This is a genomic window from Pseudobacteroides sp. (assembly GCF_036567765.1).
Lineage (GTDB): Bacteria > Bacillota > Clostridia > Acetivibrionales > DSM-2933 > Pseudobacteroides.
In genome coordinates, this window is sequence record NZ_DATCTU010000032.1 from 1 (window position 1) to 23606 (window position 23606).

The window sequence follows — 23606 nt, forward strand, 5'->3', positions numbered from 1 at the left end:
TTACTATAGTCGGAGTGAGAGGACTCGAACCTCCGGCTTCTTGGTCCCGAACCAAGCGCTCTACCACCTGAGCCACACCCCGATCAATGAGAACACTATATATTATAAATTATATAAAAAAAAATCTCAAGAAAATTTTAATGGTAAAAAGAAAATATTGCAATAACGTTACATAAATTGCTAATATGTAAATAATAAGAAGAAACAGTAAGGCGATTTGAAAATAAATTTGGGTGGAATATATAAAGGAGAGCGTGTTTATGGATAGACCTGTTATAGGTATCACAATGGGGGACCCTGCTGGTATAGGCCCTGAAATAATTTTAAAGGCATTAAAGAATAATGAACTGTATTCCAAATGTAAACCGTTGGTCATAGGAAATGCTGCAATTCTGGAAAAGGCTGATCAAATTGTTAATACAGGATTAAAGATGAATGTAGTAGAAGTTGCAGAGGAAGGGAAATATTGCCATGGGGCTATCGATGTTGTGGATATCCCGGGTATAAATATCAGTGAGATAAAGCTCGGTCATATTAGTGGTGAAGCAGGCAGAGCTTCATACAAAGCCATAGAAAAAGCTGTTGAACTAGCTAAATCAAAAAGCATCGGAGCTATTGCTACAGCCCCTATAAACAAAGAAGCAATAAAAGCTGCGAAGATAGATTTTATAGGTCACACTGAAATGCTAGCAGGTCTTACTGGAACGGCTGATCCTCTTACAATGTTTCAGGTAGGCAACCTCAGGGTATTTTTTCTATCGAGGCATGTATCGCTAAAAAAAGCCTGTGATTTGGTTACCAGTGATAGAATCATTGATTATGTAACAAGATTGGAAAATGCATTAAGAATGCTTGGGGTAGACAGAAGAAAAATTGCCATTGCAGGGCTAAATCCTCATAGCGGTGAACATGGTCTTTTCGGTGATGAAGAAATAAGAGAGATAGAGCCGACAGTTGACCTTTTAAGGGCAAGGGGCATAGATGTAGACGGGCCTATAGCTGCAGACTCGGTATATTATCTTGCTCTTAAAGGAAAATATGATTCTGTGCTATCCCTATACCATGATCAGGGACATATAGCCACAAAGATGGTTGATTTTGAAAGGACCATTTCGCTGACTATCGGGCTCCCTTTTTTAAGGACTTCTGTTGATCACGGAACCGCATTTGATATTGCGGGTAAGGGGGTGGCAAGTTCGGTAAGCATGGAGGAGGCTATTAAGCTTGCCGTTATTTATGGCCATAAATATTCTACATGAATCAATATTATATGCTTAATTACATAAAATACCTATTAATCAAAAAAATGCCGAAAATATATGCCATTGCTTGGCTTTAAGCAAGTTTATGTTGCTAAAAATCATGATATTGGGTATTATAAGTAATGGGAGAATATTATATGATAAATAAAATAAGTGATGAAATACTATTAAGCGTTGAAAAGCCTTCGAGATATACAGGCAACGAATGGAACAGTGTAAATAAAGATATATCGGACATTAAAATACGTTTTGCGTTTTGTTTCCCCGATGTTTACGAAGTAGGGATGTCCCATTTGGGAATGAAAATTTTGTATCATCTTATAAATAAAAGAAATGATTCATATTGTGAAAGGGTTTTTGTTCCATGGGTAGACATGGAATCCAGGATGAGGGAAAAAAGTATCCCTCTATTTGCATTGGAAACAAAGAGCCCTGTTAAAGATTTTGATATATTGGGTTTTACACTGCAATACGAGATGAGTTACACAAATATACTTAATGCACTTGATCTATCCGACATACCTTTAATGAGCAGTGAAAGAACCAAAGACCATCCCTTTGTATGTGCAGGAGGGCCATGTGCTTACAACCCCGAGCCTTTAGCTGAATTTATCGACTTTTTTATTATAGGAGAGGGCGAAGAGGTTTTGCCGGATGTGCTTGATATATATGCATTATGGAAGGACCAGAATACTTCAAGAGAAGATTTCCTAGAGAAGATATCTAATATTGAAGGGGTTTATGTACCTTCACTTTACGATGTTAAATATAAAGAAGACGGTACCTTAGAAAAGATTGTACCTAAAAAAAAGGATTATCCGGCTGTTATAAAGAAAAGGATAATAAAAGATTTGGATAACACTTTTTACCCGGAGGAAATAATAGTTCCTTTTACTGATATAGTTCATGACAGGGTTATGCTGGAGCTTTTCAGAGGGTGTATAAGAGGCTGCAGGTTTTGCCAAGCAGGCTTCATTTATAGACCTGTAAGAGAGAGAAGTACACAAAAGCTTTCGGATACCGCAAAAAAATTGATAGATAGTTCGGGATATAATGAAATCTCTCTTACTTCCTTAAGTACAAGTGATTTTACCGACTTGCCGGACTTGACGGATAAGCTTATTGAAGAGATGGAAAAAAGAAAGGTTAACTTGTCACTTCCATCCCTTAGAATAGATTCTTTTTCCCTGGATTTGATGGAAAAGGCACAGAAAGTTAGAAAAAGCGGACTTACCTTTGCACCGGAAGCTGGGACACAGAGACTTAGAGATGTTATAAATAAAGGCGTTACCGAGGAGGATCTTATAAAGTCTGCCACATTGGCATTCAGCGGCGGATGGAATGGGGTCAAGCTATATTTTATGATTGGATTGCCTACCGAAACAATGGAAGATGTAGAGGGTATAGCAGATCTCGGGAACAAAGTTGTTGATGCATATATGAGCGTACCAAAGGAAAAGAGAGGGAAAGGGCTTAATGTGACAATAAGCACCTCTTCGTTTGTTCCCAAGCCTTTTACACCATTTCAGTGGGAGCCTCAGAATTCAATTGAAACCTTTACGGAGAAGCAGAAGGCTTTAAAAAGTAAGATTAAAAATAAGCATATAAGCTATAACTGGCATGACTCCAAGCTAAGTCTCCTAGAGGCTGTTTTTGCAAGAGGTGATAGACGCCTCTGCAAGGTATTGGTAAAAGCATGGGAAAAAGGCTGCAAATTTGATGCATGGGGTGAACATTTCAAATTTAATGCATGGATGGAAGCCTTTATAGAAAGCGAAGTTGATTTAGCTTTCTATGCAAACAGGAAAAGAAACTACGACGAAGTACTGCCATGGGACCACATTGATATCGGTGTTTCAAAAGACTTTTTCATAAATGAAATGGAAAAGGCAAAAGCGGGGGAACTGACAGCCAACTGTAGGGCGGGCTGTTCCGGCTGTGGAGTTGCTGTTTTTGAGGGAGGAGTCTGCGTTGAATAGCATAAGGGTCAAATTTATACGTGGGGAAGAGGTAAAGTATATCTCTCATCTTGACATGATGAAGCTTTTTGAGAGAGCGGCAAGAAGAGGAAACATTCCCATTTCATATTCCCAGGGCTTTAACCCCCATCCTAATATGGTGTTTGGTTTGCCTCTGTCTGTAGGTGTAACAAGTGAAAGTGAGTATGCAGATTTTGAGCTATTAAATCCTATAGAACCATCTGAGTTTTCCAAGCTTTATAATGGCAATTTACCCGATGGATTAAAGATAACCGAAGCTATGGATAAAACAACAAAATCAAATATTATGGCAACTATTGCGGCAGCTGATTATGAAATCCTCGTAGCTTCAAATAAAAAGCATGATATGGATTATATAAATGATGTTGTTGGTAATATAATGTCAAAGGATGGTATATTTGTAAGTAAAGAGAGTAAGAGGAGTAAAAAGGATGTTGATATCAGGCCAATGATTTATAGTCTGGATATAAGATTTTTAGATGGTCTGGAAAACCATGACGATAATGGCGGTATGGTAAGTAAAAAAATGATTTCTAATCCCTTTATGGTAGATTACATTAAAGGGCTTTATAAATATGAACCAGGAATTCTTAGCTACGATGTAAAGAATTTATTCTGCATTTCTGCAAAACTAGGTGCCGGAAGCAAGTCTAATTTAAAACCGGATTTATTGATTTCAGCTTTTAATTTGTTGTCGGATTTGGAGTTAAAACTTGTAAAAGTTCATAGAACAGGGCTTTATATTGAGAGAGAAAGCAGGATACTAGATCCTATGAGTCAAGATGCCTTGTCTTGAAGCTTAAGGAGGTTGAAATGTGGTTAACGAGATTATAGTAGATATCGGACTTGAGGAAAACAGAGTAGCAGTTCTGGAAGATAAGGAGCTTGTAGAGATATATATTGAGCGACCTAACCAGGAAAGGCTTGTGGGCAATATTTACAGGGGTAAGGTAAGCAGTGTTTTGCCTGGTATGCAAGCAGCTTTTATTGATATAGGGTATGAAAAAAATGCGTTTCTATATGTGGGGGATGCAGTTTCCCAAAAAGAATTTACTGAGGAAGACGACGATGTCTACCATGAACTTAGGGGATATAATATTGATGAGCTTTTAAGACCGGGACAGGAAATAACAGTTCAGGTAACAAAGGAGCCTATTGGGACAAAGGGACCTAGGGTGACTACACACATAACTTTGCCTGGAAGGCAGCTGGTTTTACTTCCGAATGCGGATTACATAGGTATTTCCAGAAGGATTGAGAATGAGGAAGAGCGAGTACGCCTGAAGAGAATGGCGGAAAAAATCAAACCTAAAGGAATGGGCCTTATTGTAAGAACGGCATATGAAAGCAAAAGCACTGAAGATTTATCAAATGATCTCAACTTTCTTATAAAGCTATGGGAAAAAATAAAGCAAAAGGAGAGAAGCGGTCCTACACCCAGGTGTATTCATAAGGATATTAGCCTTATATACAGGGCAGTAAGGGATCTGTTTACATGGAATGTAGATAAGTTTATCATTAATGACAGGCAGGAATATTCGAAGGTATTGGAGCTTGTTGAAATGGTTTCTCCTGCTTTGAAGCTTCGTGTTGAGTATTTCAGCAAGAGCATAGACCTTTTTGAATACTATCAGATTGAGCCTAAGATATCAAAAGCACTTGCTCGAAAAATATGGCTGAAGTGCGGCGGTTACCTTGTTTTGGATCAAACGGAGGCTCTGACCGTCATAGATGTAAATACTGGCAAATATGTAGGCGGAAGCAATCTTGAAGATACAGTCCTTAAGACAAATCTTGAGGCGGCAAAGGAAATTGCAAAGCAGCTAAGGCTCAGAGATATTGGGGGTATTATAATAATTGACTTCATAGATATGAGGGAGCCTCAGCATCAGCAGCAGGTTTTGGACACATTGAAGCAGTCTTTGAAAAGGGACAGGACCAAGACAACTGTTGTAGGAATGACAGGTTTGGGTCTTATAGAGATGACAAGAAAGAAGGTAAGGCAGGGCCTTGCTTCGGTTATGCATTCAGATTGCCCATACTGCGACGGTACCGGCAAGATATTGTCACCTGAGTCCATTGCAAGAAATGTTGAGAAAGAAATAAACAGATATTTTACCCAGACCATAGCAAATGCTATACAGGTTGAGGTACATCCGTCGGTAGCAACTATCCTAACCGGGGCAGATGGACAAACGCTCTCAAGAATGGAGAAGCTGTACAATAAAAGGATTGTAGTAAAGGAATCAAAAGAAGTTAAGCATGAAGAGATAAAGATAAAAGAGATTGACATCAATTCACTGATGTGATAATATATCTTGGTGGCCGCACGGAATAGGCATTAAATGCAATTATTAAGGATTGCTGCCTGGAACGGCGAGTTTTGGATTAAGGAGGTGTTCCGATGTACGCTGTTATAGAGACTGGTGGAAAACAGTATAAGGTTCAGGAAGGTGATGTTGTTTTCATAGAAAAGCTTACTGCTGATGAAGGTGCAGTAGTTACCTTTGATAAGGTTCTTGCCGTATCAAAAGAAGGTGGCGTTAGCTTTGGAAGTCCGATAGTTGCTAATGCAACTGTAAGTGGTAAGGTTTTATCACATGGAAAAGAAAAGAAGATTATCATTTTCAAATATAAACCTAAAAAAGGTTATAGAAGGAAACAAGGACATAGACAACCGTATACAAAGGTTCAGATCGAAAAGATCAACGCCTAATAGGTTGCTAGCCTGAAAAGGTACTTATGATTAAGATTCATATAGTCAGGGATAAGGAAGGTCTTGTTCGGGAGTATACGATTAAAGGGCATGCGGGAGCAGGTAAACATGGACAGGATATCGTGTGTGCAGCTGTTTCAGTCATTGCTTATATGGGCGTAAATGCCCTTGAAGAATTGGCGGGCATTGTGCTTTATGAGGATGATTCAAAAGGCTTTGTTGAAGAGGATGGATACATGAAGTGTGTATTGCCTTATAATATTGACCCGGAAAAGAAACAAGCCGTTAAAGTTATCCTTGATACTATGGTGGTAGGATTTAAACAATTGATACAAACACCTGATTATAGAAGGTATATATCGATTTTGGATGAGGAGGTGTAGTGATGATTAGGGTTAATTTACAATTGTTCGCCCATAAAAAAGGGGTTGGTAGTTCCAGAAACGGACGTGACAGTGAATCTAAAAGACTTGGAGTCAAGAGAGGTGACGGTCAGTTCGTACTTGCAGGAAATATTCTGGTAAGGCAAAGAGGAACTAAGATTTATCCGGGAACAAACGTGGGAATCGGTAGTGATGATACACTCTATGCACTAGTAGACGGAAAGGTTAAGTTCGGAAGACTTAACAAAGATAAGAAGCAGGTAAGTATAGTTCAAGCTTAATATTTAAATTAAAAATCCCGGATATTCCGGGATTTATTTATGTCTAGGAAATTATGGTGTATTCTACACTACAATTTTGTATGGTGTAATTTTTTATTATATTTTGTGGAATAATAGACTGATTACTATTTTATTGTGATCAGTAATAGGAGTTGAAACCCATGTTTATTGACAGTGCACGGATATATATAAAAGCCGGTGACGGCGGAAACGGTGTAGTATCTTTCCACAGAGAAAAATATAAGCCTTCGGGCGGCCCTGACGGTGGTGACGGAGGAAATGGCGGTGACGTTGTCTTTGTAGTTGATGAAGGCAGCAGGACATTGGCTGATTTTAGGTACAAGAGGCATTATAAAGCAGACTCCGGACAGGATGGAGGGGCTGCCAACTGCACTGGCAGAAGTGCTGAAGACCTTATTGTAAAGGTGCCGCAGGGTACAGTGGTAAAGGATGCGGAAACAGGCAGAATTATTGCTGATTTGACCAAACCAGGCCAGACAGCGGTTATTGCCAAGGGGGGTAAAGGAGGCAAAGGTAACCAGCACTTTGCTACACCTACAAGGCAGATCCCCAGCTTTGCAAAGGCAGGTGACCCAGGAGATGAAAAATGGGTATTGCTTGAATTAAAGCTCTTGGCGGATGTGGGACTTTTAGGCTTCCCTAATGTTGGAAAATCTACCCTTCTATCTGTGGTATCAGCTGCAAAGCCAAAGATTGCGGATTATCACTTTACTACAATAGAACCTAATCTAGGTGTTGTAAGCATTCCAGGTATTGAAAGTTTTGTAATTGCGGATATACCTGGGCTTATTGAAGGTGCCCATGAAGGAACTGGTCTTGGTCATGAGTTTTTAAAGCATGTGGAAAGGACCAAATTACTTATTCATGTTGTTGATGTCTCAGGTTCAGAATACAGGGACCCTGTTGAAGACTTCAAGGTAATAAACGAAGAGTTAAGAAAATATAATCAGCAGCTATCGGAGAGGCCTCAGATAGTGGCAGCCAATAAAATGGATGTGACAGGTTCTGAGGACAACCTTAAAAAGTTTCGAGATGCTATAGAACCTTTAGGGTATAAGGTATTTCCCATATCTGCTGCATCAAACCAGGGAATTAAAGAACTCATATATGCGGCAGCGGATATGTTAAAGACTATTCCTGACAGCATTTTGATATCTGAAGCAGATACGGAGGTTGTATATACTGCTGAGGAAGAAAAGCCTTTTGAAGTAAGAAGGGAAAACAATACTTTCATTGTGGAAGGTAAATGGATTAAGAAATTGGTTGCATCAACCAATTTTGAAAACTATGAATCCCTCCAGTATTTTCAAAGAGCCATAAAGAAAAAAGGTGTTGTTGATGAACTGGAAAAGCTTGGAGTCAACGAAGGTGATACTGTAAAGGTACATGACTGGGAATTTGAGTATATGAGATAATTCCCTATTAATCTTCCATCGTAAGATTAATAATACTTTTTAATGTAGACAAGCCATATTGTTATGATGTAAAATATTTATATAAAATGCTTGGCTTGGTGGGTTAGGTACAAATTGCGAAATAAATAATGTGGGGGATAGAATGTAGTTTCTATCCCTTTTAAAATATCTAGGAAATAATGGACTTTAATAGGGTTAAGGAGTGCAAAGAATGTTAACAGGAAAACAAAGAAGCTTTCTCAGGGCATTGGCAAATGAGGTTGAACCCATTTTTCAGATAGGAAAGGGTGGCCTCAATGACAATATGATTACTCAGTTCAACGATGCATTAGAGGCAAGAGAGCTTGTTAAGGTGTCAGTTTTAAAAAATTCACTGGAGGACACCAGGGAATTATGTAACGAGGCTGCAAGGCTTACGGGAGCTGAAATTGTACAGGTTATTGGTAAAAAGTTTGTATTATATAAAGAATCTACTAAGAATAAGGTTATCGACTTGCCATAGGCAAATGGAGTATTACCAGTACTTTTAACAAAGTAACAGGAAAAACAACATAAAACATAATAGTAAATATATACAGAACCATATACATTCAATTAACATAAACTATTCTGAAAAAGTAATTATTTACTGCTTTTTCAGGAAGGGATTATCCTAAAGTTAAAAATATAATGTAAGATGGGAGAATTGCTATGAGTGAAGAGTTGTTTGAAAGTTGCAAGGAACAAGAGTTAAATGGTGACTTAGAAGAAAATACATTGACTGATAGGATTGAAGAGGCGTACAAGGTTTATGAAAGCTGTGAAGCAACTCTCAACAAGTGGATTGATGACTACGGCGAATATAAAATTGCCAAACTGAGGTTGGAGTTTGCAAAGTATGAACTTATCAATTTAATCAAAGCTGCAGAAGAAAAAGAGATTGATATAGATAATGATATTAAAAAAATATTTTTTAGCGAAACAGGGGGAAAAAGCCCCAAAATATAGATTAAATCTGATGGAATTTATCTTGCAATATTCTTAGGTGAAATATTAGGGTATTTAAAATGCCCTAATATTACGTTATTATACTATTTATTTCTGTTTTGCATAAGTATTTCTATGATTTCCGAGTAAATTTCCTGAGGGAATGCATGCCAGTTATCACAGATTTTGCGGGCATCGCTTTTTGTTCCGACGGTTATATTTAAATTAATCAACGAAAAATCGTCTTCATTTATCTTACATGTTACTACAAACTGATTATTATCCTCCGGTGAAAAGTCTGCAATTACAGAAGTTTCATTTTTAATCTTCTTTTTAATGCTTGATGAGGCTTCATCAATTCTGTTTTTTACCCCTAAGGGAATATGATTTATAAAATAGTTTAGAATTTCTCTGCCTTTATCGGTTGTTTTATAATATACCTTTCCTTCTGTGCTTTCGGACTGTAATAGGTTTTGCTTGCACAAGTCAATTAAAAACTGCTGGGAATAGAAGTAATTCATAAATCTGTTTTCAAGAATTATTTTAGTAATCTGAGTATTGCTAACCGGGATGTTTATTTTATTTATAACATAGAGCAAAATAAGTTTTTTTTCTGCCAATTCTTGATTTTCTTCAAAATACATTGATGCCTCCATACATTATTTGATATGATATTATATTATATAATGACTTAAGTCCATCATTCTTACGCTTTAGTATTATTCATATTATGATAATTATTATACTATATTAAAATCGATTTATCTATTATAAATGAAAAGTGCTGACATAGAAAGGATATTATGAAAATTACAACTGAAGAATTAGAAAGATATATTGTACAACTTGGTGCCACTTTTGTAGGATTTTCCGACGTAAGAGCCGCAGTAGATCCTAAACTTGCCAAATATCCATATGCCATTACAGTGGGAATCAGGTTGTCTGATGCCATTATAGATGAAATAGACGATAAGCCGACTTTTACCTATTTTAGTCACTATAGGTCGGTTAATTTTTTTATAGATCAGCTTACATTGAAAATAATGTTATTTCTCCAGGAGAAAGGGTATAAAGCTTATACAGTACCTGCATCACAATCTATTCCGGATGCGGCTGTACCTTATAGCGGAGTTTTTCCCCATAAGACAGGTGCGGTTCTGTCAGGCCTGGGGTGGATTGGTAAGAATGGCCTTTTTATACACAGTAAATATGGACCTGCTGCTAGATTGGGTACTGTATTGACAGATCTAGAGGTTGAGTGCTCAAATGACACTATCTTAAGCCAATGCGGTGAATGCAATAAGTGTGTAAAAGCTTGTCCGGCCTATGCACTGACCGGCAATGAGTGGCAGATAGGTATGGATCGAAGTGATATAGTGGACGCACAGGCCTGCTCTACCTATATGAATAAGAATTTCAAGCATATCGGAAGGGGTTCGGTTTGTGGAATTTGCATAAATGTATGTCCGTACAGAAATTAGGAATATTTTTAAGAGTAGTGAGAAGGAGGGGGTAAGCATGAATATCTATGACACCATAAATAATAGAGTCAGTATAAGAGCCTATAAGAAAGACAAAATAGATTTGGAAATTGTCAAGAAGGTTGTTGAAGCTGCTTGTACAGCTCCTTCATGGGGAAATAAGCAGTGCTGGAGGTTTATTATAGTAAATAGCAGGGTGGAAAAAAATCTTATAGGTAAGGCTGCGGGACAGCCTCTTATTGCACAGGCGTGCATGGATGCTCCATACGTCATAGTTGTTTGTGCAAACCCTAAAGAATCCGGGGTGAAGAATGGGATTGAGTATTATACCTTTGACTGTGCTTTAGCTATGGAAAACCTAGTGCTTTCAGCAACGGAGGAAGGACTTTCTACATGCATAGTCGGATGGTTTGATGAAAAGGTTGTTAAAGGAGTACTAAATATACCTGAAAATATAAGAGTAGTGGCGTTCACGCCATTAGGATATGCGTGTGATGTACCGAAGCATTCCACTAGGAAGAAACCTGAACAGATCATCTATTACAACACCTGGGATAAGAATTCCCATGAAGAAAAACAATGATTTTAATAAAGACGAGACGTTATACAATTTGGAGGGAATTTAGTGGATCATACAATAAATAGAGAACTCTTGGATATTTACCGAATGATGCTCCAAAAAAACGGTCCGAGACATTGGTGGCCGGCAGATACAAAGCTTGAAATGATTATAGGGGCAATACTTACCCAGTTTGTTTCTTGGAAGAATGTAACTACTGCAATTGACAATTTAAAAAGACAAAAACTTTTATCTATCCAAGCTATAAATGGTATAGAAAATGAAAAGCTTGAGGAACATATAAAGTGCACCAGGTTTTTTAAGCAAAAGGCTAGAAAGCTCAAAGAGTTTTGCTCTCATATAGTAAATAATTATGACGGGGATTTGGAAAGATTTTTAAGCAAAGAAATCAAGGAATTGAGAAGAGAGCTGCTATCATTATATGGGGTTGGTGAAGAAACTGCAGATTGCATTGTGTTATATGCAGCACATAAACCCATTTTTGTGGTAGATGCCTATACCAGAAGGATTTATTCAAGGCTTGGGTACTTTAAAGAAGATATAAAATATAAAGATATGCAGAAGTTTTTTATGGATAACCTTGAGCACGATACAGCATTGTTTAATGAATATCATGCTCAGATAGATGGAGTGGGAAGCCACTACTGTTTTTCCAAAAATCCTGACTGTAATGATTGCCCTGTTAATTTAATTTGTAAATGGAGAAAAGAAAATGGCTAAACAATTATGGAAACCATCCACAATTTTAAATCCTGTACCTGCCGTACTGGTATCATGTGTCGATAAAGACGGGAAACCTAATGCTATTACCATTGCATGGGCTGGTACAATTAATTCAAATCCGCCCATGCTGTCCATATCCATTAGAAAGGAGAGGTATTCACATGGGCTTATAAAAGATAAGGGGCAGTTTGTGGTTAACCTTACAACAGAAAAACTTGCCTTTGCAACAGATTTTTGCGGAGTAAAATCAGGCAGGGATATGAACAAATTAGAACACCTTAAGTTGAGCACAGTAAAAGCTTCGGTAGTTGATGTACCTCTGATAAAAGAAAGTCCTGTCAATATTGAGTGTGTGGTAAAAAATATATTGGAGCTAGGTACCCATGATATGTTTATAGCAGAAATAGTGGCTGTGAACGTAGATGAAGAGCTTCTAAACGAGGATGGTAAGCTGTGTATTGAAAAAGCAGGTCTTATATGCTATTCTCATGGTGAGTACTGGAGTCTGAAAAAGTCTTTGGGGTATTTTGGGTACTCCATAACTAAAAAAAAGAGTGTTAAAAGACGAAGGTTAGTTAATAAATCTCCAAAGAAATAACATATACAAGTACAAAAAAATATAAGTATATAAAAAGAAAATATAAAATAAATAGAAAATAAATATGAAAGGCGGTATTTTTATGTCATTAATTAATAACGTAGGAAAGAAAATAACAGGGGCTGGTAAGGTTGCTATAAAGGCATCAGGCAATATGGTGCAAATAACAAAGCTTAATATGGCCATCAAGTCGGAAGAAAGCAAAATTCAGGGGTTCATGGCCAATATAGGAAGCACCATATTTGATAAATACAAAGAAGGCCAGGGGATAGACCCGGATGTAGAGACCAGTTGTGAAGAGATTGAAAAATCCATTAAAGTCATCGAAGAATTGAAGCTCAAGATAATTGATGTAAGAGATCTTAAAAAATGCCCGGGATGCAGCAATGAGATCGATAAGGATGATGTTTTCTGTTCAAAATGCGGAACTAAAGTTGACTGATAACTTATAATAATAGTATTGAAATTACATAACCCTATAAATAGTTTTACAGTTTGGTATCTACAGAAAAGTGTTATTAATTCATAATAAAGAGGATGGTAAAGTTTATTGAATTTACCATCCTCTTTATTATTTAAAATGCTTATATCTTATTTTGTAGCAAGAACTTTCTTTAACTTAGCGAATCTTGGAAGACCATCTTCTAATGGAGGGCATGATTCTCCCTGGATCAAAGGAAGAGCATAATCTATGAATTCCTTATTTAATCCATTGCCTTCTTTGTTTATCCACTCTCTAGGAATAGTCTTTTCAGTGTTTGCAACATCTGTAAGGTTCAAAAGCTTTATGTTGCACTTGTATACAGGACCTGCTTCTCTTTCGAAAGCAACCATGTAGTCAGTCTTGCCTTCAACGGCATATTTAACAGCCATTTGACCTGCGAGATATGCTTCGTTAACGTCTGTCAATGAAGCAACATGAGCAGCTGCTCTTTGTAAAAGGCTGAACTCAATTCCTCTAACCTTCTTTGCAATCTTTTCTTTAACAATATTTGCAAGAATTGATGCAGTTCCGCCCAATTGAGCATGTCCGAAGGAGTCTTTTGCAAGGTTGGCACCCATTTCTGCCACGTAAGTACCTTTTGCATCCTTACAACCTTCTGAAACGGCTACTATAACTTTTCCTGTTTCCTTGTATACTTTGTTGGTATCTTCTAAGAATTGTTCCATGCTGAAAGGAATTTCTGGGAGGTATATAAGATCAGGTCCATTACCTTTGTATGCTGCAAGTGCTGCAGAAGCAGTAAGCCATCCGGCGTTTCTTCCCATTATTTCTAAAACTGTAATCATACCAGTGTCGTAAACTCTTGCATCATGATATACTTCCATTGTAGATGTTGCAATATATTTAGCAGCACTAGCGTAGCCTGGGCAGTGGTCAGTTCCAAAGAGGTCATTGTCTATTGTCTTGGGAACACCCATAACTCTGCACTCGTAACCAACCTTCTGCATGTATTTGCTGACCTTGTTGCATGTATCCATTGAATCGTTTCCGCCGTTATAGAAGAAATACTTAATGTTGTATTTCTTGAATACTTCAACAAGTCTCTTGTAATCTGTTTCGTCTTCATCTGCACTCTTAAGTTTGTAACGAACTGATCCTAAAGCAGAAGATGGAGTAGTCCTTAAAAGATCCAATTCTTTAGGATCTTCCTGGCTCATATCATAAAAAACCTCATCAAGTATTCCTTTAATACCGTGAGCTGCACCGTATACTTTAGTAATACAGGGTTGCTTTAATGCTTCCTGAATAACTCCTGCTGCACTGGCGTTTATAACTGATGTCGGTCCGCCAGACTGACCGAATATAGCTGCACCTACCAATTCACTCATTATGAGTACCTCCTTAAAATATATGTAATTTATTAGTTAATTGCACGGTCACATTAAAATATAGCATAAGAAGGATTAAAAAGCAATTCTATAATTGCTATATTTATTATGTCTTCGGGAAATAATTTTTATTAGGTGATTTTTATCGTTAATTTTAAATAAACCCTTGATTTTGAAGATAAATCTGTTAAAATTAGATTTGGAATGACAAAAACTTAACAATTAAGTGGAAACTAATTAATGGAATGACATTTGAATAAGACATTCCTATAATAAGTTTAATCCCTTAAAAATAAGTTATTATAATATAATAAAAATACAAGGAGTGAACAAAATGTCATTAGTTACAACTACAGAAATGTTTAAAAAAGCCTATGAAGGCGGTTATGCAATCGGTGCATTCAATGTTAACAATATGGAAATAATCCAGGGTATTACTGAAGCGGCAAAGGAAGAAAATGCACCTTTGATACTTCAGGTATCAGCTGGAGCAAGAAAGTATGCAAACCATACATACCTTGTTAAATTGGTAGAAGCTGCTATCCAGGAAACAGGTCTTCCAATTGCATTGCATTTGGACCACGGTGATACATTTGAACTTTGTAAGTCATGTATCGACGGCGGATTCTCATCAGTTATGATCGACGGATCACACCATTCATTCGAAGAAAACATCAAACTCACCAAGCAGGTTGTTGATTACGCTCATGACAAGGGAGTAACTGTTGAAGGTGAATTGGGAAGACTCGCAGGTATCGAAGATGCAGTTAATGTATCTGAAAAAGACGCTGCTTTCACAGATCCTGATCAGGTTGAAGAATTTGTTAAGAGAACAGGCGTTGATTCATTAGCTATAGCTATAGGAACAAGCCACGGTGCATTCAAATTCAAAGGCGAAGCTAAATTAAGATTTGACATTCTTGAAGAAATCCAGAAGAGACTTCCAGGTTTCCCAATAGTATTACACGGTGCATCATCAGTTATGCCTGAATATGTTGAAATAATAAACAAATTCGGAGGAAGCATGCCTGGTGCAAAGGGTGTTCCTGAAGATATGCTCAGAAAAGCTGCTTCAATGGCTGTTTGTAAAATAAACATCGACTCAGACTTAAGGCTTGCTATGACAGCTACAATCAGAAAGTATTTTGCTGAAAATCCATCACACTTTGACCCAAGACAATACTTAGGACCAGCTAGAGCAGCTATTAAAGAAGTTGTTAAGCACAAATTGGTTAATGTATTGGGATGTAACGGAAAAGCATAAGAAAACCATTAAGGTTCTAAATATTATGTAAGTAAATAAATATAATTGATAAAGGTTGTTCTATTATTTCAATAGAGCAGCCTTTTATTTATGTCTAAGAAATTATGGTGTATAAAAAATACCAATATGTAAATAATATGTACCGAGGTGTTATGACAATGTCTATAAAAGTGGGTATTCCAAAGAGTTTGTTCTATTATCAAATGTATCCCTTATGGAATACATTTTTTGAAGAACTAGGTGCTGAGGTTATTACCTCCCCAAATACGACTAAAAAAATTTTAGATGAGGGTGTAAGGGTATGTGTTGATGAAGCGTGTGTACCTGTTAAACTGTTTCATGGACATGTATTAAGCATCAAAGATAAGGTGGATATTCTGTTTATTCCAAGGCTGACCAGCATTTCCAAAGGGGAGTATGTATGCCCTAAGTTCGGAGGTCTGCCTGATATGGTCAAAAGTACAGTAAAAGGGCTTCCAGAAATAATTGATGTAGAAATAAACTGGAGAAAAGCAGATAGCAATGACATTGAAAGTATTATCACAATAGGCAGTTTCATAGTTAAGGATGAAAAGGCTATAAAAAATGCATATAAAAAAGCAGTGGATAAATTCAATGATTATAATGAAGACATTAAAAAAGGGTTTATGCCTGAAGATGATAAAAACAGAAAGAGCAATCTATTCGTAGTAAAGGACAGCGGTATTATAAATATAGCCGTCATAGGACATCCATACAACCTCTATGACAGTTATATAAATATGAATCTATTTAAGAAACTGAGGGCTAACGGCGTAAACATAATAACACAAGAGATGATTGGCGAGGATGTTATCAATCTTCATGCGAGAAAGCTTAATAAAAGGGTCTTCTGGAACTTTGGAAGAAAGGCATTAGGATCTGTTATGCATATGATAGAGGGCAGTGATATAAAAGGGATGATATTTCTAATGTCATTCGGGTGCGGTATAGATTCTTTTATTGGGGATTTGGCGGAAAGAATGATAAGGAGGCATACCGATATACCGTTTATATATGTAACAATCGATGAGCATTCAGGCCAAGCAGGTCTTGATACCAGATTGGAAGCATTTATTGATATGATAAGGTGGAGGGATAAGAATGAAGTTGACATTTCCGCATATGGGTAATACATATATCCCGGTTAAGGCTATGCTTGACGACCTTGGTGTAAATTGTATAATTCCACCCTTTAATAATAAAAAGGCACTTGAAATAGGAACCAAGCTTGCTCCTGAATTAGCTTGCCTCCCGCTTAAGATAAACCTGGGTAATTTTATACAGGCATATGAAATGGGTGCTGATTCAATACTAATGACAGGCGGATGCGGTCCCTGCAGATTTGGATACTATTGCGAGATGCACAGGGAGATATTAAGTGATATGGGAGTGGATATGAAGGTAATCACTCTGGATATTCCGGGAAATGATTATAACAAGCTGTTAAATAATGTAAGGGAAATAACAGGCGGATTAAACATATATAAGATTTTAAAAGCAGTAAAAAATACGGTGGAAGTTTCCAAAAAGGTAGATGAACTTGAAAGGCTGACTTTTAAGATACGGCCCAGGGAAATACATAAGGGAGCGACTGATAAAATTTACAGGTCCTTTCTTTATAGCATTCTAAAAATAAAGGGCTCAAGGAACATTAAGAAACATATTGATAAAGCCAGGAATAAGCTGCTGGAGATTCAAACCGACAAGGAAATGAAGCCAATAAGGGTGGGAATTGTCGGAGAGATATATACAACTAACGATCCCTATTCAAATCTATATATAGAATCAAGGCTTGGAAATGAAGGAATAGAAGTTACAAGGCCTGTTACAGTCAGCGGCTGGATTATTGATCATATGATTAAAAAGGCTTTACATCTAAAAGGAGACGAGAGGTATAAGGAGGCCGCAAAACCATACTTAGGCACGATGATAGGCGGACATTCTCAGGAAACCATAGGTAATACTGTCTTATTTGCAAAGGATGGCTATGATGGTGTCGTTCAGATATTTCCTCTTGGTTGTATGCCTGAGATTGTATCGGAGAGCATCTTGCCCTCTATTGAAAGGGATTTTAAAATACCGGTAATGTCGTTGATAATTGATGAAATGACTGGGGAAGCAGGCTATATGACTCGAGTTGAAGCATTTATAGATTTGCTGAAAAGAAGAAGGGAGATAGATGCATTTGAAGGAAAAGGGATGTTATCTTGGAATTGATGTAGGCTCGGTAAGTACAAACCTTGTTGTTATAGACGATGATGGCTTTGTTATTGAAAAGCTATATTTGAAAACCGGCGGACAACCTATAAAAGCTATGAGAACCGGTATAAGTATGCTAAATGAATCATTGGGAAAATCGGTTAATATCCTGGGGGCAGGTGCAACCGGAAGCGGAAGGCATCTGGCCAGTGTTGTAGTCGGCTGTGATATTGTGAAAAATGAAATAACCTCCCATGCCATAGCTGCACTAAAGTTGGTCCCAAATGTTAAGACCATATTGGAAATCGGTGGGCAGGACTCAAAAATAATATTTGTCAGAAATGGTGTTGTATACGATTTTGCCATGAATACTGTTTGTGCTGCAGGAACGGGATCCTTTCTAGATAGGCAGGCAGCAAGGCTGGATATTCCAATTGAGGAGTTTGGAAAACATGCACTAAATTCAAGTTCGCCCGTTAGAATTGCTGGAAGATGTGCCGTATTTGCAGAGTCTGATATGATACACAAGCAGCAAGCGGGACATAGCGTTGAGGATATAATATGCGGATTATGTGAAGCCTTGGTAAGGAATTATATAAATAACCTGGCAAAGGGAAAAGAATTATTGGAGCCCTTTGTTTTTCAAGGAGGAGTTGCTGCCAATCAGGGGATAGTAGCTGCCTTTGAAAAGGAATTAAATGCCAAGATTATAATACCCCAATATTATGATGTAATGGGTGCCTATGGTGCAGCATTGATGGCCAAAGAAAAAATGTGCCAAAAGGAATATAAGACCAACTTCGGAGGATTTGATATCTCCAAGAAGGAATTTACAGTAGCAAGCATGGAATGCAATGACTGCTCTAATGTATGTGAACTTATAAAGATTATATCAAATGACACGGTTTTAGCAAGCTGGGGCGACAGATGCGGCAAGTGGTCCGCAGAGGGTAAGGAAAGTGCACAGATAAGCATAAGTAACGCTGCAAATTAAGGCAGATAAAATAACTCCTTGTAAAAATAAAAAAATAGCCTTCAAAGAGTTTAGATGCTCCGAAGGCTATTTTAATGTCTGAAAGATTACTGAATGTTTTGCACTGCAATTTCTTTATTGCTAAATTTTAAAGGATGAAATTGAAGCATTAAGTTCCTGTGCCATCTTACTCAAGAGCTTTGAATGTGAGGAGACCTCTGCTATGCCCTCAATCTGCTGCTGTGTTGTTGCTGTTATTTCCTCTACAGTAGCTGCAGTTTCTTCTGATACTGAGGAGATATTGTTTATTGATTCTAGTGTCTTGGAACTTGATTCAAGTATTTTATTGACAGATACTTCGAACTCTTTCATATATTGGCTTATATTCTCCATTGAGTTGAATATTGCCTTAAATGAATTATCGGTCTTGTTTACTGCGTGAAGCTGCTCGGTTACTATTTGCTGGGTTTTGTTTGCAGAATTGAATGTCATGTCTGCTTTTGACTGTATGTTCTGTATTGAATTATTTATTGATGATAATGACTCATTAGTTTTGTCAGCAAGCTTTCTTACTTCTTCTGCTACAACTGCAAACCCTTTCCCCGCCTCTCCGGCACGAGCGGCTTCTATAGCTGCATTTAATGATAATAGGTTAGTCTGTTCTGCAATGTTACCTATGAATTTTACTATCTTCTGTATTTCCTTCATATCTGCATAGAAAGAGTTTATTTGACTTACAATATCTTCCGACACCTTACTTGTTTGAATAGATTTTTCATTAAGATCCTTAACAGATTCAAGTGCATTTTGACTCAAGTGTTTGGTGCTGTATATGATTTCAGATACAGTTTCCATATCGGAGCCTACTTTTTTAATGTCATTGGATAGTGTTGTTACATACTCAAGAGATTTATAATTGTTGGTTGCCTGATCGGAAGTACCTTTAGCGATCTCATCCATACTAACTGCAATTTGCTCAGATGAAGTATAGTAATTATAGGACATTTCGCTTAGTTTTTCAGCACTTGATAAAACCTGGTTTGAAGATGTGTTTACGTTTGTAACAAGCTTTCTTATATTTGCCAGCATTTTATTAAAGTTGTTGCTTAGGTATGATATTTCATCTCTAAAATTATCATTAATAGAGATATTAAGGTTTCCCTCCATTGCCTTTTGCATAAGAGCTTCGAGCTTTTTAAGGGGACTTGAAATACTTAGAGCTATGAGTACCGATATCATAATGGCAAGTATGAAAATAAATAAACCTACATAAAAGATTGCTGTCCTGATTGCATCTGATTCGCTTTGGATAAAGGATGTAGGTATAGTTGCCACAACAAACCAATTTGAGTCGAGAACCTGAGCAAAGGTATTTAAAAATTTCGTGCCATCATCCTTCAAATAAATGTGTCCTTTTTTTATAGAGGCAGCATTCGCAGCATCTGATTTTTTTTCATCCATCAGACCTTTTAGATGGTTAATAAGATTTTCATTACTGTACTTTGTATTTGTCTTTATACTATCAGTATTTTTACTGGAAATAATTGTCCCTGAAGTGTCAACCAGGAATATTTCCTTAGAACCGTCTATATTTATTGATTTATATATATTTCCGATATATGATTCATTTAGAAATACAACAAGACTACCTAAAGAACTGTTTGTAAGCTCGTTGAATATTTGGACAACTGCCACCACATAATTTTGTGAGGTTTTTGCTCCCTTTTTCATCATCCAAACATATTTGCCTTTGGCCTGTTCTGCTATAGACTCAAATTCTTTTGCATCGTTTTCAAAGTCCATGCTTACATGATATGCTGAGGCACCGGCTAAATATCGCCCTTTCGTTATATACATTGCTCCTTCACAGCCGTCCATAACCGAAGGTGAGAACTTTGCTACCACCATGGGATCGATTAAATAATTGAGTTCATTTTCCGGAAGTTCACCCGTATCGTATTTATTCAGAAGCTCAATGAATTCTTCATTTCTCATAAGCTCTTTTCCGCTGGACTCTATAAAGAATAACAGGTTTTTTACATTCTGGCTGAACTGTGACATGATTTCGCTGGAGTATGACTGGGTTTTTGTTTCAACTGCAGTGCTGGACTTGCTGTAGCTTAATATTCCAATACTTACCAAAGGTACACTGGACAGGAGAATAAAAAATACCAGGAGCCTTTTTTGTATACGTATATACCTGGAATATTGTGCGACTTTATCCAGTAATTTTTTGAACTGTGATAGTAGCATCGAAATGGGTTTTTTACTGCTTAAAAGATACTTCCTGATAATGTTCATAAAGAATACCCCTTTTCTGTAGTTATTTCTGTAATATTTAAATAAATTTCTGGTTTGTAATAGAGAGAAGAAAATAGTATAACTTTCATTTTAATTTTGACAAGTTAATTAATGTGCCTCAAATATGTCTCCTCTGAAATATATCTACTATGACAATTTAATATCATAAGGCTGCAGTTTACAGTTTCCTATATAAATTATCGGATTAAGATAAAAATACTTTAGTGTAATATCAGCACCTGATAGGTTATGTAAAGATTACCGATAATATAGCCAAAGGCTGTTTTGCCTGCCTTTGGCTATATTTATTAACACAATTTTATTAACATATTTATTTTGCATTTTTTGTTAATATATGTGGATTGAGTGTAATATTGCTATATCTTGAAGGATGATATCGAATCATTAAGTTCTTTTGCCATTTCTCTTAGAAGTTTTGATTGAGATGAAACTTCTCCTATGACTTCTATCTGCTGCTGAGTTGTTGCAGTTATTTCTTCCACGGTAGCAGCGGTTTCCTGTGATACGGTTGATATGTTATTGATTGATTCAAGTGTTTTAGTGCTGGAGTCGAGTATTTTATTCACTGAAACTTCAAACTCATTCATATACTTAATGATTTTTTCCATTGAATTAAAAATTGCTTTGAATGAAGTGTCTGTGTCACTAACAGCACTCAATTGATCGCCCACGATTTCCTGTGTTTTGTTTGCGGAGGTGAAAGTTAAATCTGCCTTTTTTTGTATATTTTGTATCGAATTGTTTATTGATGCCAAAGAGTCTTTTGTCTGGCTGGCAAGTTTTTTAACTTGATCAGCCACCACTGCAAAGCCTTTCCCAGCCTCTCCGGCACGGGCTGCCTCTATGGCAGCATTTAATGAAAGGAGGTTGGTTTCTTCGGAGATATTACCAATAAATTTTACAATGTTTTGTATCTCTTTCATATCTGCATAAAAGGAATTTATTTGATTTACTATATCTTCTGATACCTTGCTGGTCTGAAGAGACTTTTCATTAAGGGATTTTACCGATTGGATTGCATTTTGGCTTAAATATCTGGTATCATGTATGATTTCTGATACATTTTTCATATCACAATCTACTTTTTTTATATCATCAGACAATTGGGTTATATATTCTAAAGATTTATAATTATTTGAAGCCTGATCAGAGGTTCCTTTGGCAATCTCATCCATGCTGACTGCGATTTGTTCAGATGATGTGTAGTAAGAATAAGACATTTCACTAAGTTTTTCGGCACTTGACAGAACCTGGTTTGAAGAGGTGTTAACCTTTGTAACCAGCTCTCTTATATTTGCAACCATCTCATTAAAGTTATTGCTTAGGTGGGAAATTTCATCATTGAAGGTATCGTTTACAGATATATCAAGGTTGCCGTCCTTGGCCTTTTTCATGAGGCCTTCAAGTTTATGCAGGGGATTGGAAATACTAATGGCAATGAATATCGAAATAATAATTGCAAGGATAAAAATTATCAGGCTTACATATAGAATAGTTGATCTTATTGTTATTGACTCACTTTGTATGAATGATGTGGGAATAGTTGAAACAGCAAACCAACTTAAACCGGGGACTTGGGAATATGAAAACAAAAATTCTTCACCGTTTTCTATTAGGTGAGTATATCCCTTATTTGCTTTGCCATTTTGATCTGGATCAGTGTTTTTTACTTCAAATGCTTTTTTGATAGTATCAATAAATTTTTTATTGGAATACTGAGTATTTATTTTAAGTGTATTCTTATTTTTACTTGAAATTACAGTTCCTGAACTGTCCACCACAAAGATATTGGTAGAACCTTCTATATTTGTTGAATCAAAAATAGTTCCTATGAAAGCCTCATTTAACATAACTACAATAGTGCCCAAAGGCTCATTTGTCAATTCATGATATACTTCAACAATGGATAGAATATAATTCTGGAAAGTTCGTTCACCCTTTTTCATCATCCAAACATATTTTCCGTTTGCATCTTTAGCAATAGATTCAAAATCGCTTATCATGCTTATAAATTCGCTGCCGGTCTGATAGCTTGAAGAAGATCCTAGAACCTGGCCTTTGGTTATGTATATTGCTCCTTCACAGCCTTCTATTACTGTAGGTGAGAATTTGTTGTTCAGGATTGGGTTTATTATCTCAGAGGCTTCACCATTAAGCATTCCGCCCTGGTCATATTTCTTTATGGTCTCTGTGAATTCTACAGTTTTCATAATTTCGTTACAACCCGATTCAATAAAAAATAAAACATTTTTTATATTACGTGCAGACTGTGACATTATTTCACTGGAATAGGATTCTGTCTTTGATTGAACCGCTGAGCTGGATTTGGTATAGCTGAGAATACCGATACTTAATAATGGCACACTGGATAATAGAATAAAAAATGCCAGAAGTCTTTTTTGAATACCAATATGTCTTGAATAGCGTGCAATTCTATAAAGTACTTCTTTAAACTTTGGAAGTAAATTAGAATGAGTAATTTTATTAATTTTAATAAATCTCATAGAAAAAGCCCCTTTTCAATTATTGGTTTTGTTGGATAAATTGTTGGTTACTGAGATGTTCAAG

General features: G+C 36.7%; 23 protein-coding genes and 1 tRNA gene. 19 read left to right on the forward strand and 5 right to left on the reverse strand.

Annotated features, from left to right (window positions below; translation table 11 throughout):
• Window positions 1-9: 9 nt before the first annotated feature.
• A tRNA-Pro gene (locus VIO64_RS04565) sits at window positions 10-82 on the reverse strand.
• A 178-nt stretch (window positions 83-260) separates the two neighbouring features.
• Between VIO64_RS04565 and pdxA the strand changes: the two genes are divergently transcribed.
• The 10 genes from pdxA to VIO64_RS04615 all read left to right on the forward strand — a co-directional run bounded on the left by pdxA (window position 261) and on the right by VIO64_RS04615 (window position 9065).
• A complete protein-coding gene (gene pdxA / locus VIO64_RS04570) occupies window positions 261-1259 on the forward strand; it encodes a 4-hydroxythreonine-4-phosphate dehydrogenase PdxA (protein WP_331915618.1) in 999 nt (332 codons plus the stop codon).
• Between the two features lie 140 nt (window positions 1260-1399).
• Entirely contained in the window at window positions 1400-3241 is a 1842-nt protein-coding gene (locus VIO64_RS04575) for a TIGR03960 family B12-binding radical SAM protein (protein ID WP_331915620.1), read from the forward strand.
• Window positions 3234-4058 (forward strand): TIGR03936 family radical SAM-associated protein, encoded by an 825-nt coding sequence (locus VIO64_RS04580; protein ID WP_331915622.1) that lies wholly within the window; start codon window positions 3234-3236, stop codon window positions 4056-4058. The genes VIO64_RS04575 and VIO64_RS04580 overlap by 8 nt, the downstream gene beginning before the upstream one ends.
• 19 nt (window positions 4059-4077) lie before the next feature.
• Window positions 4078-5571: an Rne/Rng family ribonuclease gene (locus VIO64_RS04585; RefSeq protein ID WP_331915624.1), complete on the forward strand. Its 1494-nt coding sequence runs from the start codon at window positions 4078-4080 to the stop codon at window positions 5569-5571.
• 95 nt (window positions 5572-5666) lie between these two features.
• Window positions 5667-5978, forward strand: coding sequence for a 50S ribosomal protein L21 (rplU, locus tag VIO64_RS04590; RefSeq protein WP_331915626.1), 312 nt, complete (start codon window positions 5667-5669; stop codon window positions 5976-5978).
• Window positions 5979-6004: 26 nt separating this feature from the next.
• The gene (locus tag VIO64_RS04595) at window positions 6005-6361 is read left to right on the forward strand and encodes a ribosomal-processing cysteine protease Prp (protein ID WP_331915628.1); all 357 of its coding nucleotides are present in this window, start codon (window positions 6005-6007) and stop codon (window positions 6359-6361) included.
• Between the two features lie 2 nt (window positions 6362-6363).
• The gene (rpmA, locus tag VIO64_RS04600; protein WP_036938829.1) at window positions 6364-6642 is read left to right on the forward strand and encodes a 50S ribosomal protein L27; all 279 of its coding nucleotides are present in this window, start codon (window positions 6364-6366) and stop codon (window positions 6640-6642) included.
• Window positions 6643-6803: 161 nt separating this feature from the next.
• Window positions 6804-8078 (forward strand): GTPase ObgE, encoded by a 1275-nt coding sequence (gene obgE, locus VIO64_RS04605; protein ID WP_331915633.1) that lies wholly within the window; start codon window positions 6804-6806, stop codon window positions 8076-8078.
• A 211-nt stretch (window positions 8079-8289) separates the two neighbouring features.
• Window positions 8290-8580 (forward strand): ribosome assembly RNA-binding protein YhbY, encoded by a 291-nt coding sequence (yhbY, locus tag VIO64_RS04610; protein ID WP_331915635.1) that lies wholly within the window; start codon window positions 8290-8292, stop codon window positions 8578-8580.
• Window positions 8581-8768: 188 nt separating this feature from the next.
• Entirely contained in the window at window positions 8769-9065 is a 297-nt protein-coding gene (locus VIO64_RS04615) for a hypothetical protein (RefSeq protein ID WP_331915637.1), read from the forward strand.
• An 83-nt stretch (window positions 9066-9148) separates the two neighbouring features.
• Here VIO64_RS04615 and VIO64_RS04620 read toward each other — a convergent pair whose 3' ends face one another.
• On the reverse strand, window positions 9149-9688 hold the full coding sequence (locus VIO64_RS04620) for a DUF4364 family protein (RefSeq protein ID WP_331915639.1): 540 nt from the start codon (window positions 9686-9688) through the stop codon (window positions 9149-9151).
• A 159-nt stretch (window positions 9689-9847) separates the two neighbouring features.
• Here VIO64_RS04620 and VIO64_RS04625 point away from each other — a divergent pair, with 159 nt between their 5' ends.
• The 5 genes from VIO64_RS04625 (at window position 9848) to VIO64_RS04645 (ending at window position 12868) form a co-directional block, all read left to right on the forward strand.
• Entirely contained in the window at window positions 9848-10525 is a 678-nt protein-coding gene (locus VIO64_RS04625) for a 4Fe-4S double cluster binding domain-containing protein (RefSeq protein ID WP_331915641.1), read from the forward strand.
• A 37-nt stretch (window positions 10526-10562) separates the two neighbouring features.
• Window positions 10563-11108, forward strand: coding sequence for a nitroreductase family protein (locus tag VIO64_RS04630; RefSeq protein WP_331915643.1), 546 nt, complete (start codon window positions 10563-10565; stop codon window positions 11106-11108).
• Between the two features lie 42 nt (window positions 11109-11150).
• Complete coding sequence (locus VIO64_RS04635; RefSeq protein ID WP_331915645.1) at window positions 11151-11825, forward strand: endonuclease III domain-containing protein; 675 nt, start codon at window positions 11151-11153, stop codon at window positions 11823-11825.
• Window positions 11818-12426: a flavin reductase family protein gene (locus VIO64_RS04640; RefSeq protein ID WP_331915647.1), complete on the forward strand. Its 609-nt coding sequence runs from the start codon at window positions 11818-11820 to the stop codon at window positions 12424-12426. The genes VIO64_RS04635 and VIO64_RS04640 overlap by 8 nt, the downstream gene beginning before the upstream one ends.
• An 82-nt stretch (window positions 12427-12508) precedes the next feature.
• On the forward strand, window positions 12509-12868 hold the full coding sequence (locus VIO64_RS04645) for a zinc ribbon domain-containing protein (protein ID WP_331915649.1): 360 nt from the start codon (window positions 12509-12511) through the stop codon (window positions 12866-12868).
• A 149-nt stretch (window positions 12869-13017) separates the two neighbouring features.
• Here VIO64_RS04645 and VIO64_RS04650 read toward each other — a convergent pair whose 3' ends face one another.
• On the reverse strand, window positions 13018-14259 hold the full coding sequence (locus tag VIO64_RS04650) for a 6-phosphofructokinase (protein WP_331915651.1): 1242 nt from the start codon (window positions 14257-14259) through the stop codon (window positions 13018-13020).
• Window positions 14260-14593: 334 nt separating this feature from the next.
• On the opposite strand from VIO64_RS04650, the gene fba reads away from it, so the two are divergent.
• From fba to VIO64_RS04670, 4 genes are all read left to right on the forward strand, one after another.
• A complete protein-coding gene (gene fba / locus VIO64_RS04655) occupies window positions 14594-15523 on the forward strand; it encodes a class II fructose-1,6-bisphosphate aldolase (RefSeq protein WP_331915653.1) in 930 nt (309 codons plus the stop codon).
• A gap of 158 nt (window positions 15524-15681) precedes the next feature.
• Entirely contained in the window at window positions 15682-16674 is a 993-nt protein-coding gene (locus VIO64_RS04660) for an acyl-CoA dehydratase activase-related protein (RefSeq protein WP_331915655.1), read from the forward strand.
• The gene (locus VIO64_RS04665; RefSeq protein WP_331915657.1) at window positions 16646-17761 is read left to right on the forward strand and encodes a CoA protein activase; all 1116 of its coding nucleotides are present in this window, start codon (window positions 16646-16648) and stop codon (window positions 17759-17761) included. Before VIO64_RS04660 ends, VIO64_RS04665 begins: the two co-directional genes overlap by 29 nt.
• Window positions 17724-18737 (forward strand): acyl-CoA dehydratase activase, encoded by a 1014-nt coding sequence (locus VIO64_RS04670; RefSeq protein ID WP_331915659.1) that lies wholly within the window; start codon window positions 17724-17726, stop codon window positions 18735-18737. The genes VIO64_RS04665 and VIO64_RS04670 overlap by 38 nt, the downstream gene beginning before the upstream one ends.
• Before the next feature lie 120 nt (window positions 18738-18857).
• Here VIO64_RS04670 and VIO64_RS04675 read toward each other — a convergent pair whose 3' ends face one another.
• Together VIO64_RS04675 and VIO64_RS04680 are read right to left on the reverse strand one after the other, a co-directional pair.
• The gene (locus VIO64_RS04675; RefSeq protein WP_331915661.1) at window positions 18858-21017 is read right to left on the reverse strand and encodes a methyl-accepting chemotaxis protein; all 2160 of its coding nucleotides are present in this window, start codon (window positions 21015-21017) and stop codon (window positions 18858-18860) included.
• 377 nt (window positions 21018-21394) lie between these two features.
• Complete coding sequence (locus VIO64_RS04680; RefSeq protein WP_331915663.1) at window positions 21395-23542, reverse strand: methyl-accepting chemotaxis protein; 2148 nt, start codon at window positions 23540-23542, stop codon at window positions 21395-21397.
• Between the last annotated feature and the right edge of the window lie 64 nt (window positions 23543-23606).